Raw genomic sequence first — 13,125 nt, forward strand, 5'->3', positions numbered from 1 at the left:
GAGTGTGTGTTCAACATATCACTTGCGGGGAGCCTCGCGCCATGACATGTTGAATGAGCACTCAAGAATTCGAGCCAAGGTGGAGAGTCATGGGACAGCAGCTGGCGGGCAAGGTCGCCATCGTCACGGGCGGATCGCGCGGCATCGGCGCCGGGATCGCCAAGCGGCTCGCGGCGCAGGGCGCCACGGTCGCCGTCACCTACCAGGCGTCGGCCGACCGGGCCGAGGAGCTGGTCAAGGAGATCGACAGCCAGGGCGGCCAGGCCGTCGCGCTGCGGGTCGACTCCGCCGACGGCGCCGCCGTACGGGCCGGGATCACCGAGGTCGCGCAGCGCTTCGGAAAGGTGGACATCCTGGTCAACAACGCGGGCGTCGCCGTCGTCGCGCCGATCGACCAGATCGACGAGCGGCACTACGAACGGATGGTCTCGGTCAACCTGCACGCGGTGTTCCACGCCTCGCAGGAGGTGCTCAAGCACATGGGCGAGGGCGGCCGGATCATCACCATCGGCAGCGTCAACGCCGACCGCGTCCACTTCCCCGGCGGCAGCGTGTACGCGCTGACCAAGGCCGGGGTGGCCGGATTCACCCGGGGCCTGGCCCGCGAGGTCGGCAGCCGGGGCATCACCGTCAACACCGTCCAGCCCGGCCCGGTCGACACCGACATGAACCCCGCCGACGGACCCTTCGCCGCGTACACGGTGCCGCTCCTCGCGACGGGCCGCTACGGCACCCCCGACGAGGTCGCCGGCCTGGTGGCGTACCTGGCCGGCCCCGACGCGGCCTACCTCACCGGCGCCACCGTCAACATCGACGGCGGCTACACCGCCTGACCGGGCGTGCCCCGCGCCCAGCGCGCGGTCTTTCGTGCAGTTTCGGGGAAAGTGCGGGAATCTCGGCCTGGATTGCTGCACTTTCCCCGAAACTGCCGCCACGAGGATCGCGGGCACCGCGATCGCGCGCGTTCGGCTACGGTCGCGGCATGGCTGAGGGACCGGCCCCGGTGGCGGGCATGACGATCAGCGTGCGGACCCGGCGCGACGTCGTCGTGGTGGATCCGGACCGCTTCCTGCCCGGGGACCCGTTCGCGCTGCCCCGCACCGGCTGACCGGTCAGCACGGGCCGGACTCGTCCGGCCAGTCGGCCACGATGATCAGCGGGACGCTGTCCGGCGACCGGTACTCGTCGCCGGGGTAGTACTCGATGTGCTGGTGGCGGTGGATCGCGCGGTCCTCGGCGGTCTCGGACTGCTCGGCCAGCCCGTCCAGGGCGTCCCAGACGATGTCCAGGTACTCGACTCCGCCGGACAGGCACAGCACGTTCCCGTCCCGTACGCCGACCAGCAGCGGTCCGGCGGTCCGCGCCTGTGCGACGGTGCCGCCGCGGACCGGCACCTCGATCGCCTCCGGGTCCGCGCGCAGCAGCCGGCACAGGTCGCGCAGCGCGTCGGGCGGACCGGCCAGCTCGTTCTCGCCGCCGGCGAAGGACAGGCGGCAGTCGCGGTAGTCCGTCATGCGGACACCCGCTTCGTGCGGGCGCCGGTCGTCGAGGCCCGGTAGCGGACCGTGTTCAGTCCGCGCCAGATGCCGCGGCCGCCGTCGGGGCGGAAGCCGACGTGTTCGTAGAAGCCGCGGGCCCGGGTGTTCGCCGCGACGACCCAGGCGACGCACTCGTCGCAGCCGAGCCCGGCCAGGCTGGTCAGCGCGTCCTCGACCAGCAGCCGGCCGGCGCCCAGGCCGTGCGCGGCCGGCAGCAGGTACACCGCGTCGAGTTCGCCCACTCCTGGCGGTTCGGACTCGGCCGGACCGCTGAGGGCGTAGCCGACCACCTTCGCGTCCCGTTCGGCCAGGCGCAGCCGGCGTGCCGGGTCGGCGGCGGCCCGCGCCCAGTTGTCGGCCGTGCGTGCCGGGTCGAGGCCGTCGACCATGGCCGGGTTCAGGTCACCGTAGGTGGCGCGCCACGCGGTCTGCTGAACGGCGGCGATCGCCGGCCCGTCGTCGGCCCCGGCCGCCCGCAGCATGATGTCTCGCACCGGATCAGCGTAGAAGCCCGGTGGTAAAAGGCTTCGCGGGCCGTCGGTGTGCTGGCTAGGCTGCCTGCCCATGAGTGCGCTCGTGCGGCATCAGCTGACCCCTGCCGAGACCGGCCCGGCGCTGCGGGCGCTGTGCGAGTGGACGCCGGTCGACGCTCCCGGCGGCGGCCTCCACCCCGGCGACGTGGGGTGGGAGCTGCGCAATGACGACGCGTCGATTCTCATGTGGACCGACGGTGCGGCACCGGTGGCGGTCGGCTTCCTGGACAGCCACGTGCTGCGGGTGACCGTCGCGCCCGGCGCCGACCTCGGGGCGCTCGCGGCTGACGCCGAGCGGATGTTCGAACCCGGCGACGACTCCTGCGACGGGCTGCCGCTACCCGGCTGGGCGCCGGACCAGGACAATCCGTGGCTCGTGCTGTCGTGGGCGCCGCGGCCGGTGTCGAGCCGCGCCGAGCCGGTCGGGGCGGCCGACGCGGCCGACCGGGTGCTGGTGCAGCGGTCCGCCTTCGCTAGGTCCACGTTCACGGTCGAGCGCTGGCACACGATGCGGCGGTCGCCGGCGGGCGCCCTGGCCGTGGAGGTGCTCGTGCGCACCCCGGCGGGCGCGCCCGCCGCTGCGGCGACCGGCTGGTCGGCGGGCGTAGGCAGGTGCGGCCTGCTCGAACCGGTCGGCACCCACCCGGACCACCGCGGGCACGGCTACGGCCGCGACGCGGTGCTGGGCGCGTGCGCGGCGCTGGCCGCACAGGGTGCCGGCGCGGTGGCCGTGGTGACCCCGGCCGCCAACGAGGCCGCGGTGGCGCTCTACCGGTCGGCCGGGTTCACCGTCGTACGCGAGAACCGCGACTGGGTCCGACCCCCGGCCTGACCGGCGCACCACGGTGGCCACTTGACAGCGGTGCGGCTCCGACATGGACTTCACCGCATGCGCGTACTGGTGATAGGCGGCAGCGGGCTGATCGGCGCACACGTGGTGGAGGTGCTGCGGGAGCGGGGCCATACGGTGACCACCGTGGCGCGCACCGCCAGGGAGGGTGTCGACCACGTCCTGGACCTGGAGTCGGCGTCGGTGGAGCAGCTGCGGCCGCTGCTCGCGGGGCTGGACGGCGTGGTGTTTGCGGCGCGTACCGACGAGCAGGCGCCGCTGCGCAAGCCGGTCTACCCGGCGTTCCGCGCCGACGTGGTCGAGCCGGTGGTGCGCCTGTTCACCGCGGCCCGCGCGGAGGGACTGACCCGCGGTGTGATCATGGGCTCGTACTACACCTACTTCGACCGGCTGCACCCGCAGTGGCGCCTGCCCGAGCGGCACACCTACATCCGCTGCCGCGTGGAGCAGGCACGGGAGGGGCGGGCCGCCGCCGGACCCGGCCTGCCGGTCGCGGTGCTGGAGCTGCCGTTCGTGTTCGGCCGCGCCGGTGACCGGCTGCCCAACTGGGCCGGTGCGCTGGACGGCTGGGCCAGGTCCCGGGCGCCGCTCACCGTCCCGGTCGGCGGCACCGCCGCCACCTCGGCGCGCAGCGTGGCCGAGGTCGCGGCCGACGCGCTCGAACAGGGCTCGGGGGACGACATCCCGGTCGCCGACGAGAACCTGACCTGGGCCGAGATGATGTCGCGCGTGGCCGCGGCGGTCGGCCGCCCGCGCCGGATCCGCCGACTGCCCGCATCGGTGGTCCGGGCGGCCACCGGGCTCGGCGGGCTGCTGCAGGCACTCGGGCGCAAGGAGTCGGGCATCAACCCGAGGTACTTCGGCCGGCTGCTGCTCACGGAGTTGTTCATCGAGCCGCCCAGCGGTCGGCCGCTGGAGCAGGCGGTGCGGGACACCTTCGCGCGGGACGTGTCCGCTGCGAGCGTGAACGTGTCCGGCTGACGGCGGCCGACGCACGGGTCGCCCGGCGAGGATCGGTGTACGGCCGCGCACCGCGGCCGTACACCCGACCGGGGAGGAGAGCCCATGTTCATCGCCATCGTCGACTTCGACACCGCCGCCGCCGACCGTCCCGCCGCCCTGGCCCAGCTCGACCGGGAGGGCGCGAACGTACGGGCGATGCCGGGCAACGTCGCGTTCCGGGTGCACGCGTCGCGCCTGAACGACACCGGGGTCACCATCGTGCACGAGTGGGCCGACGCCGAGTCGTTCGCCGGGTACCAGGCGTCGGACTCGTTCGCGCGGTCGGGCCAGGTGCTGCGGCCGCTGATGACCGGCGCGCCGCTGAGCCGCCGGTTCCGCGCCGAACTGGTCGAGACGGTCGCCTGAGCGGCGGCTTCTACGATCGGGCCGTGCCGGAGATGACCTGCGAGGCGTACAGCTTCGTCCGTACGTTCGCGCCGGAGCCCGACCGGGAGCTGCGCGTGGACCGCCACTACCTGCTCTGCGCCTCCGCCGGTGTGCTCCGGCTGGAAGCGCGGGGTCAGGCGTGGCTGCTGCCCCCGGCCCGCGCCGCCCTGATCGGGGCGGGGCAGCCGATCCTGGTCGGCATACCGCAGCCGGTGACGACGGCGTCGGTGCTGTTCCACCCGGGATTCGTCGCGGCCCCGCCCGCGCCGCTGACCGTGTTCGACCTCGATCCGCTGGCACGGGAGCTGGTGCGCGCCTGCGGCGAGTGGGGCGAGGGCGAGCAGCCGCTGCCGGCGTACCCGAAGGCGCTGTTCGCGGCCCTGGCCGCGGTGGCCTGGCGGCTGGCCGAGCGGCCCAGCCCGGTCGTCGTGCCCGCCGGCCGGTCACCGGAGCTGCGCCGGGCGCTGCGGCTGACCGAGCGGCGGCTGGGGGAGGAGGTCCGCTTCGAGGACGTGGCGGCAGAGGTGGGCCTGGCGCCCCGGTCGCTGGCGCGCCGCTTCGCGGACGAGACCGGCATGACCTGGCGCGCGGTGCTGCGCCGGATGCGGGTGCTGCGCGCGGTCGAGGAGCTGGCGGCGGGCGACACCCCGGTGACCGCGATCGCGTTCCGGGTCGGGTACACCTCGCTGTCCGCCTTCAACGCCGCGTTCGCCGAACTCACCGGCCGCACGCCCACGCAGTACCGGGCCAGCTTCCGTCCCTGACCGTGTGCGCCCGCTGGGACCCGGACCGCCCGGGGCGGCGGCGGGCCGCCCGGCGGAGTAGCGTGCGGGTGCGGCAGCTCCGTCCACCGCCCGGCGGGCTGCCCGTCCGCCGGCACGATGGGCGGGGAGGAGTGCACCATGGGCAAGACCTACGAGCGCATCGACGGCCGCCTGCGCGAGTTCATCGAGGCGCAGCAGATGTTCTTCACCGCGACCGCGCCACTGGCCGGCGACGGGACGATCAACCTGTCGCCGAAGGGTCTGACCGGTTCGTTCGCCGTGCTCGACGAGCACGCCGTGGCCTATCTGGACTTCGCGGGCAGCAACGCCGAGACCATCGCGCACCTGCGGGAGAACGGCCGCATCACGCTCATGTGGTGCGCCTTCCAGGGTCCGCCGAACATCGTGCGGGTGCACGGGCGCGGCGAGCCGGTCTTCCGCGACGACCCCCGCTTCCCCGAGCTGCTGGCGCACTTCCCGGGCATCGACCACCGCGGCCACGGCCTGCGCGCGATCATCGTGGTGCACGCCGAGCTCGTCCGCGACACCTGCGGCTACGCCGTCCCGTTCATGACCTACGACGAGGACCGCGACCTGCACCGGCGCCGGTTCGAGCGGGAGGACGACGCCTCGCTGTCGGCGTACTTCACGGGCAAGGACCACGTCGCGACCAGCATCGACGGGCTGCCGGGCCTGCCGCTGCCACTGCCGCCCAGCGTCGAGCCCGCCACGGTGTGACCGGCCGCGCCGGGGCCCGCGCGCCGTCGCGGGCCCCGGCACCGGCTCAGTACAGGAAGCTGCCGTACGGCCCGGCCAGGATCGCGTTCTTCTGCGCCTGGCTGAAGTGCGTGTTCGGGTAGCTGTAGAACGACGCCGACATCGGCGTGCCGTCGGTCGAGGCGGCGTCGGGCAGGCCGAAGGCGTGGCCGAGTTCGTGCACCATGCCGCCGTACCAGCGGTTCATCGACTGGCCGCTGATGCCGGCCGCCCCGTCGGCGTCGTGGCCGCTGAGCACCACCCAGCCGGGGCTGCCGCCGCCACCGGCCCCGTCGCCCTCGGCGCTGATCTCACCGACGCACAGCCAGCGGCTGTCCGGGTTGCGCAGACTCAGCTTGCGCGCCAGCTCCTGCTGCATGTTCGTCACCGACCACCAGTACTTGTCCCCGCCGTTGGGCGTGTTCTCGTACCAGCTGCGGACGTGGTCGCCGTTGACGACCTCGACCACGACGGTGTTCAACCGGAACGTCTTGCCGAGTTCCTGCAGGTAGTAGCGCTGCGCCTCGCGCATGACGGCGGCGATGCCGTCGGGGTAGCGCTGGTCGTAGGGCACGTCCGACGGCTTGAGCCAGAACACCCGCACCGTCCCCGACGGCGGGGTGCCGCCCGGCGAGGTCGAGGGCGCGGGGGAGGTCGAGGGTGAGGCCGACGGGCTGGTGCCGAGCGGGTAGCCGGCCAGGCGCCATACCCGGGAGGTGGCCGTGCCGCAGGCCAGCTGCACCAGGCCGGTGTTGCTCGCCGCCGACCCGCCCGCGGGCACCACGCACTTGCCGGAGTGCACCGCCTGCAGGTTGAACGTGCGGTCGGTGCCGCCGACCGCGACCGGGACCAGCCGGAACCGCTGGTTGGTGCCGGTGCCGCAGCTCCACTGGATGATCGTGGCGTTGTCGGCGGTCGACGCCCCGTTGACGTCGACGCACTTGCCCGCGTTGACCGTGCCGATCGTGTACTGGTCGGACGTGCCCGCGACCGGCGTGAAGACGAGGTTCTGGTTGCCGCCGCCGTTGCAGCTCCACTGGATGAGCTGCGTGCCGTTGGTGGCCGTGCCGTTGGGCACGTCGGCGCAGTTGCCGCCGTTGCGGTTGACGGCCGTGGAGGTGAATGCGCTCGCGGCGTACGCGGTCGGGGCGGCGGTGACCAGCACCGCGATGGAACCGGCCAGGACGGCCAGGGCGGACACCAGCGCGGCGGCCAGCCGTGATCGACCGGGCGCGGGCAGAGAGGGGGTACGGAGCATGCGATCTCCCGGGTGAGAGGAACGAGCAGACGGATGTGAACCGTCAGCCGGTCTCCGGCATCAACCCGGGTGGGACGAGACGTCCCTCAGCGGAGGTGGCCAACCAGCCGCCGACGATAGTCCCGCCGATCGTGGTATGTCAATGTCTGGCGGTGCCGCCTCGGCCTGCGCCAACCGTTGCGCGCAGCGGTGCCTGGCCGCCAGGAACCGCTCGCCGTCGAAGAAGCCCGTCATCTCGATCAGTTCGGCGAAGTCCTCCGCGCGTCACACCTCATCGGGTGTACGTACACCCCATGTGGTGTAACGCCGTGCGCGACGGTCACGCGTAGACGAGGTCGAGCGTGTCGGTGTGGCCGGACCAGGTCAGGGTGAGGCGCCAGCAGCCGGCCTGCGGGAAGTCGATGATCGAGGGGCCGGGGCCGCCGTCGACCGTGCGGACCACCGGGTCGCCCGTTCCGTCGAGCCGTCCGGTGATCACGAGCGGGTCGGACGTCGGCTGCGGGTGCGACACCCACAGGATCTTGTTGCTCATGCCGTCGGTGCGCGCGGCCGTCAGCGGGTGGGCGAACAGGACGGCGGCGATGTCGCCGTTGCGGCCGAACACGTGCGGGATGGCGGAGCTGCCCGAGAAGCCGGCGCTGGCCCAGTCGGGCAGCGGCCCGGTCTCGACCGGCGAACCGCACGCCGCCGGGGGTGACGCGGGCGCGGCGGCGCTGCTCGCGGCGGCGGTCGGAGCCTGCCCGCCGGTGCAGGCGGCGAGCGCGGCGCAGGCGGCCAGCAGCACGGCGATCCCGGTACGTCGATACGGTGCGGTCATGGTCGTCTCCTCGGGGCTCGGGGCAGGTGCACAGCAGGAGAGCCGTGACGAACCCGACTGGTTCCCGGGTTGACCTCAACCGGGCTTGAACTGTCAGTCTTGCCCGATGCGCATGGCGAAACGGCTGGTTCCGGCCGCGTACAGGGAGGTGCTGCGGGTGCCGGGGTTCCGGCGGCTGCTGTCCGGGGAGGCGGTGTCCTTCCTCGGCGACGGCCTGAGCGTGGTGGCGATCTCGTGGCTGGCCATCCAGATCACCGCGCCGGAGCGGGCGGCGCTGGTGGTGGGGGCGGCGGTCGCCGCGTACACGCTGCCCGCCGCGCTGGGCGCCGCCGCGCTCGCCCGCTGGCTGAGCCGGGTCGACCCGCGCCGCCTGGTCATCGCCAACGCGCTGCTGCGCGCGTCCACCCTCGGCGCCGCCGCCGCGTGCCACCTGCTCGGGGTGCTCACCCCCACCCTGTACGTGGTCCTGCTCGCGCTGTCGTCACTGCTGGCCGCGTGGGGCACGGCGGGCACGTACACCCTGGTCAGTGCCCTGGTCCCGGCCGCGCAGCGGCTGCCCGCCAACACGCTGCTGGGCACCGCCCAGACCACCGCGATCATCCTCGGGCCGCCGCTGGCCGGAGTGCTGGTCGCGCTCGCCGGACCGGCGTCCGTGCTCGCCTTCGACGCCGCCACGTACCTGGTGCTCGCCGCTCAGCTGCGGCGCCTGCCCGCGGCGGCCGTCGCGCCGGGCGAGGCGCCGCCGTCCACGGGCGGGTTCCGCATCCTGGCCCGGCGTCCCCAGCTGCTCGGCCTGCTCGCGCTGACCGCGGTCTTCTTCTTCCTGTACGGCCCGGTCGAGGTCGCCCTCCCGCTGTTCATCGTCGACGTGCTCGGCCGCGACGCGGGGTTCCTCGGCGTCTACTGGGCCGTGTTCGGCATCGGCGCCCTGGTCGGCGGCCTGCTCGCGGGCACGCTGCGCCAGGTGTCGCCGTGGCCGTTCGCGATCGCGGTCATCGCGGGGTGGGGCGCCTGCCTGCTCCCGTTCGGGTTCACCACCTCGGCCTGGGCGACCATGGCCGGGATGGCGGTCGGCGGGATCATCTACGGTCCGTTCCCGGCCTTCAACGTGACCCTGTTCCAGGCCGCCGCGGACCCGGCCGACCTGCCCGCGGTGCTGGCCGCCCGCGGCTCGGTGATGGTCGCGGCGGCCCCGATCGGGGCGGCGATCGGCGGCCCGCTGGTGAACCTGCTCGGCCCCGGCGGCACGCTGCTGGCCTCGGGCGCGGCCACGGTCGCGCTGGCGGTGCTCGCCACGGCGATTCCGCTGGCCGTGTACGCCCGCCGCCGCGGCGCCATGCGCGGGACGGGCGAGGCTGTTCCGTCCAGCCCCTCGATGTGACCTGGGCGGACTCCTAGTCGGCCGAGAACCTTCAGTAAAACGGGTAAGATAGACCAATCGGTCGCAAAACCCACGACGGATGCGCTTGTCGCCGCTACCGCATACGGTGGGCGGGAAGTTTCCTAAGTGGAGGAACGTCATGAGACTCAGGCACCACCGTGCACTGGTCGCGCTGGCCGGGGCCGCACTGCTGTCGACCGTCATCACTGCTCCCGCGTACGCCGACCCGCCCGCCGCCGACCGGCAGCCCACCGCCGAGGGGTACGGCGGTGCCGTGTCCACCGTCGACCCCGACGCCACCCGCGTCGGCCTGGACGTGCTGCGCCGGGGCGGCAACGCGGTCGACGCCGCGGTCGCGGCCGCGGCCACGCTCGGCGTCACCGAGCCGTTCTCGGCCGGCATCGGCGGCGGCGGCTTCCTCGTCTACTACAGCGCCCGCGACCGGCGCGTGCACACCATCGACGGCCGCGAGACCGCCCCGATGACCATGACGGAGAACGCCTTCGTCGACCCGGCCACCGGCCTGCCGTACCAGTTCCAGGAGGCGCGCGTCAGCGGCGTCGCCGCGGGTGTGCCGGGCACCCTGGCCACCTGGCAGCAGGCGCTGCGCAGCTGGGGTACGACCAGCCTGGCCCAGGCGCTGCGCCCGGCCGAGCAGGTCGCCGACCGGGGCTTCCTGGTCGACGCCACGTTCCGCACCCAGATCAGCGACAACGCGGCCGCGTTCAGCCAGTTCACCTCCACCAGCGCGCTGTACCTGCCGGACGGGCAGCCGCCGGCCGTCGGCTCGGTGTTCCGCAACAAGGACCTGGCCCGCACCTACCGGCAGCTCGGCCGGGAGGGCACCGGCGCCTTCTACCGGGGTGCGATCGGCGCCGACATCGTCGGCACGGTGCAGCACCCGCCGGTGGTGTCCGCGCCGGGCACCGTCTGGCCGTACCCGATCCGGCCCGGCACCATGGCCGCCTCGGACCTGGCCGCCTACCGCGTGCGCACCCCCGAGCCGACCCACGTCGCCTACCGCGGCCTGGACGTGTACGGCATGGCCACGCCCTCCAGCGGCGGCCAGGCGGTCGGCGAGGCGCTGAACATCCTGGAGAACTCCGACCTCTCGGCGATGAGCCGCACCGAGGCGCTGCACCACTACCTGGAGGCCAGCGCGCTGGCGTTCGCCGACCGCAACCGCTACGTCGGCGACTACACCCCGCGCCCGCTGCTCGACGAGCTGCTGACCGACGGGTTCGCCAAGGAGCGCGCCTGCCTGATCGACCCGGCGCACGCGCTCGTCAAGCCGGTCGCGCCGGGCGAGCCCGACGGGTCCTACACCGGGTGCGCGACGGCGGCGCCGGGCGAGTCGGTGACCGAGGGCCAGTCGACCACCAACCTGACCGTGGCCGACCGGTGGGGCAACGTGGTCGTGTACACGCTGACCATCGAGCAGACCGGCGGCAACGCCATGGTGGTCCCGGGTCGCGGCTTCCTGCTCAACAACGAGATGACCGACTTCAACTTCACGCCCACCCAGGGCGGTGCGCCCGACCCGAACCTGCCGGGGCCGGGCAAGCGGCCGCGCAGCTCGATGGCGCCGACGATCGTGCTGTCGCACGGCAAGCCGTACCTCGCGGTCGGCACGCCGGGCGGCTCGACGATCATCACGACCGTGCTGCAGATCCTGGTCAACCGGCTGGACCTGGGGATGACCCTGCCCGAGGCGGTGGCCGCGGCCCGCGCCACGCAGCGCAACACGGCCGCGGTGCAGGCCGAACCGGGATTCGCCCCGGAGCAGCCGGGGCTGGCGGCGCTGGGCCACGTGTTCGCGCCGAACCCGGAGATCGGCGCCGCCACCGGCATCGAGTTCCTCGGCGGCGGCCGCCTGGTCGCAGCGGCCGAGCCCACCCGCCGCGGCGGCGGCGCCGCCGGGGTCCTCTGGCCTGCCTACTGACCGCACCCGCTCCGCTCTGCCGCAGTCTCGGGGAAAGTGCGGGAATCCTGGCCTGGATTCCCGCACTTTCCCCGAAATTGTCGGACGGCGATCGGCCTGCGCGGACGGGCGGGTCTGGTGATAGGAAGGTTGATTGCCGTATCGGCGTCCGGTCTCTAGTCTGGTGGGACTGGACATGCACAACCTTCACTGTGTCGTTCGGCTTCTGGGCGGCACCCTGGCGCGTTCCGGAGGCCGACCATGAACGGTCGTGGTGTACGCCGCACTCTGTCCGCACTCGTCCTGGCCGCCGCCACCGGCGCGGCCGTCCTCGTCTCCGGCACCGAGGCGCTGGCCGCCCCCGTCCCGCTCACCTCGGTCGTGCCGGCGCCGGTCACGGCCACGCCCACGGCCGGTGTCACCTACACCATCGGCTCGGCGACCGCGATCTACACCGAACCGGGCTCGGCGGCCGCGACGGGCATCGGCGACTACCTCGCGGGCATCCTGCGCCCCTCGACCGGTTTCCCGCTGCCGGTGGCGGCCGCCCCCAGCGGCTCGCCGAGCGGCATCGCGCTGCTGCTGACCGGCGCGCCCGCCTCGGTCGGCGCCCAGGGCTACCAGCTCGACGTCACCGCGACCGCGATCACGGTACGGGCGAACCAGCCCGCCGGCCTGTTCGCCGGGGTGCAGACGCTGCGGCAGCTGCTGCCGCCCGCCGTCGAGGCGGCCACCGTCCAGACCGGACCGTGGCAGGTCGGCGGGGCGCACGTGGTCGACTACCCGCGCTTCGCCTACCGGGGCGCGATGCTCGACGTGGCCCGCCACTTCTTCGCGCCCGCGGCGGTGCGCCGCTACCTCGACCAGCTCGCCCTGTACAAGGTGAACTACCTGCACCTGCACCTGTCCGACGACCAGGGCTGGCGTATCGCGATCAGCAGCTGGCCGAACCTGGCCGGGTACGGCGGCGCGACCGCGGTCGGCGGGGATCCGGGCGGCTACTACACGCAGGCCGACTACACCGCGCTGGTCGCCTACGCCGCCTCGCGCTACATCACGATCGTGCCCGAGATCGACATGCCGGGGCACACCAATGCCGCGCTGGCCTCGTACGCCCAGCTCAACTGCGACGGGGTCGCGCCGGCGCGGTACACCGGCACCGCCGTCGGGTTCAGCTCGCTGTGCGTGCCGCTGGAGCTGACGTACACCTTCATCGACCAGGTGGTCGGGGAGCTGGCCGCGCTGACGCCGGGGCCGTACCTGCACATCGGCGGCGACGAGGCCAGCTCCACCACCGCCGCCGACTACACCACCTTCATCGACCGGGTGCAGCAGATCGTCGCCGCGCACGGCAAGACGGTGCTCGGCTGGCACGACGTCGTGCACGCCGGCCCGCAGCCGTCGCGGATCGCGCAGTTCTGGGGCACGGGCACCAGCGACGCGGCCGTGGCGGGCGCGGCCGCGAACGGCACCAAGGTGATCATGTCGCCGGCCAGCCGCACCTACCTGGACATGAAGTACAAGAGCAGCACCCGGCTGGGGCAGAAGTGGGCCGGGCTCATCGACGTCGACAAGGCGTACGACTGGAACCCCGGCGCCTACCTCAGCGGTGTCGGCGAGTCGTCGGTGCTCGGCGTCGAGGCGCCGCTGTGGACCGAGACGATCCGGACCACCGCCGACCTGGACTACATGGCGTTCCCGCGCCTGCCCGCGATCGCGGAGCTGGGCTGGTCGCCGTACTCGACGCACAACCTGAGCGCGTTCAAGGGCAGGCTCGGCGCGCAGGGGCCGCGCTGGCGGGTCATGGGCATCGGCTACTACCACTCCACCCAGGTCACCTGGCCTGCCGGCTCCTGAGCTCGCGCTGCGGTCGAGGTGCACGGCGGTGGGGCCGGGCGGACCGGCCCCACCGCCGTGA

14 protein-coding genes are annotated in these 13,125 nt (G+C 73.6%); 10 read left to right on the forward strand and 4 right to left on the reverse strand.

Annotated features, from left to right (window positions below):
* The first annotated feature begins 89 nt into the window (after positions 1-89).
* The gene (locus QEZ54_RS11035) at positions 90-833 is read left to right on the forward strand and encodes a 3-oxoacyl-ACP reductase family protein (RefSeq protein WP_281304439.1); all 744 of its coding nucleotides are present in this window, start codon (positions 90-92) and stop codon (positions 831-833) included.
* A gap of 149 nt (positions 834-982) precedes the next feature.
* Positions 983-1,108, forward strand: a complete 126-nt coding sequence (locus QEZ54_RS11040) for a hypothetical protein (protein ID WP_281304440.1) — start codon at positions 983-985, stop codon at positions 1,106-1,108.
* A gap of 4 nt (positions 1,109-1,112) precedes the next feature.
* On the opposite strand, the gene QEZ54_RS11045 is transcribed toward QEZ54_RS11040, so the two are convergent.
* Positions 1,113-1,514 carry a hypothetical protein gene (locus QEZ54_RS11045; RefSeq protein ID WP_281304441.1) on the reverse strand — a complete coding sequence of 134 codons (402 nt, stop codon included), beginning with the start codon at positions 1,512-1,514 and terminating at the stop codon, positions 1,113-1,115.
* Entirely contained in the window at positions 1,511-2,032 is a 522-nt protein-coding gene (locus tag QEZ54_RS11050) for a GNAT family N-acetyltransferase (protein ID WP_281304442.1), read from the reverse strand. The genes QEZ54_RS11045 and QEZ54_RS11050 overlap by 4 nt, the downstream gene beginning before the upstream one ends.
* 70 nt (positions 2,033-2,102) lie before the next feature.
* Here QEZ54_RS11050 and QEZ54_RS11055 point away from each other — a divergent pair, with 70 nt between their 5' ends.
* The 5 genes from QEZ54_RS11055 (at position 2,103) to QEZ54_RS11075 (ending at position 5,812) form a co-directional block, all read left to right on the forward strand.
* Positions 2,103-2,903: a GNAT family N-acetyltransferase gene (locus QEZ54_RS11055; RefSeq protein ID WP_281304443.1), complete on the forward strand. Its 801-nt coding sequence runs from the start codon at positions 2,103-2,105 to the stop codon at positions 2,901-2,903.
* Between the two features lie 57 nt (positions 2,904-2,960).
* Positions 2,961-3,902, forward strand: coding sequence for an NAD(P)H-binding protein (locus QEZ54_RS11060; protein ID WP_281304444.1), 942 nt, complete (start codon positions 2,961-2,963; stop codon positions 3,900-3,902).
* A gap of 84 nt (positions 3,903-3,986) precedes the next feature.
* The gene (locus QEZ54_RS11065) at positions 3,987-4,289 is read left to right on the forward strand and encodes an antibiotic biosynthesis monooxygenase (RefSeq protein WP_281304445.1); all 303 of its coding nucleotides are present in this window, start codon (positions 3,987-3,989) and stop codon (positions 4,287-4,289) included.
* 32 nt (positions 4,290-4,321) lie between these two features.
* Positions 4,322-5,074: an AraC family transcriptional regulator gene (locus QEZ54_RS11070; protein ID WP_281304600.1), complete on the forward strand. Its 753-nt coding sequence runs from the start codon at positions 4,322-4,324 to the stop codon at positions 5,072-5,074.
* A gap of 138 nt (positions 5,075-5,212) precedes the next feature.
* On the forward strand, positions 5,213-5,812 hold the full coding sequence (locus QEZ54_RS11075) for a pyridoxamine 5'-phosphate oxidase family protein (protein ID WP_281304446.1): 600 nt from the start codon (positions 5,213-5,215) through the stop codon (positions 5,810-5,812).
* Between the two features lie 46 nt (positions 5,813-5,858).
* On the opposite strand, the gene QEZ54_RS11080 is transcribed toward QEZ54_RS11075, so the two are convergent.
* Positions 5,859-7,088, reverse strand: coding sequence for an RICIN domain-containing protein (locus QEZ54_RS11080; RefSeq protein WP_281304447.1), 1,230 nt, complete (start codon positions 7,086-7,088; stop codon positions 5,859-5,861).
* 319 nt (positions 7,089-7,407) lie between these two features.
* Positions 7,408-7,905: a hypothetical protein gene (locus QEZ54_RS11085; protein WP_281304448.1), complete on the reverse strand. Its 498-nt coding sequence runs from the start codon at positions 7,903-7,905 to the stop codon at positions 7,408-7,410.
* Between the two features lie 106 nt (positions 7,906-8,011).
* On the opposite strand from QEZ54_RS11085, the gene QEZ54_RS11090 reads away from it, so the two are divergent.
* The 3 genes from QEZ54_RS11090 to QEZ54_RS11100 all read left to right on the forward strand — a co-directional run bounded on the left by QEZ54_RS11090 (position 8,012) and on the right by QEZ54_RS11100 (position 13,064).
* Complete coding sequence (locus tag QEZ54_RS11090) at positions 8,012-9,286, forward strand: MFS transporter (RefSeq protein ID WP_281304449.1); 1,275 nt, start codon at positions 8,012-8,014, stop codon at positions 9,284-9,286.
* 139 nt (positions 9,287-9,425) lie between these two features.
* The gene (gene ggt / locus QEZ54_RS11095; RefSeq protein ID WP_281304450.1) at positions 9,426-11,228 is read left to right on the forward strand and encodes a gamma-glutamyltransferase; all 1,803 of its coding nucleotides are present in this window, start codon (positions 9,426-9,428) and stop codon (positions 11,226-11,228) included.
* Between the two features lie 240 nt (positions 11,229-11,468).
* Positions 11,469-13,064, forward strand: coding sequence for a beta-N-acetylhexosaminidase (locus QEZ54_RS11100; RefSeq protein ID WP_281304451.1), 1,596 nt, complete (start codon positions 11,469-11,471; stop codon positions 13,062-13,064).
* The last annotated feature ends 61 nt before the right edge of the window (positions 13,065-13,125 follow it).

It is taken from the genome of Catellatospora sp. KI3 (assembly GCF_029948125.1).
In the GTDB taxonomy this organism is placed as follows: domain Bacteria; phylum Actinomycetota; class Actinomycetes; order Mycobacteriales; family Micromonosporaceae; genus Catellatospora.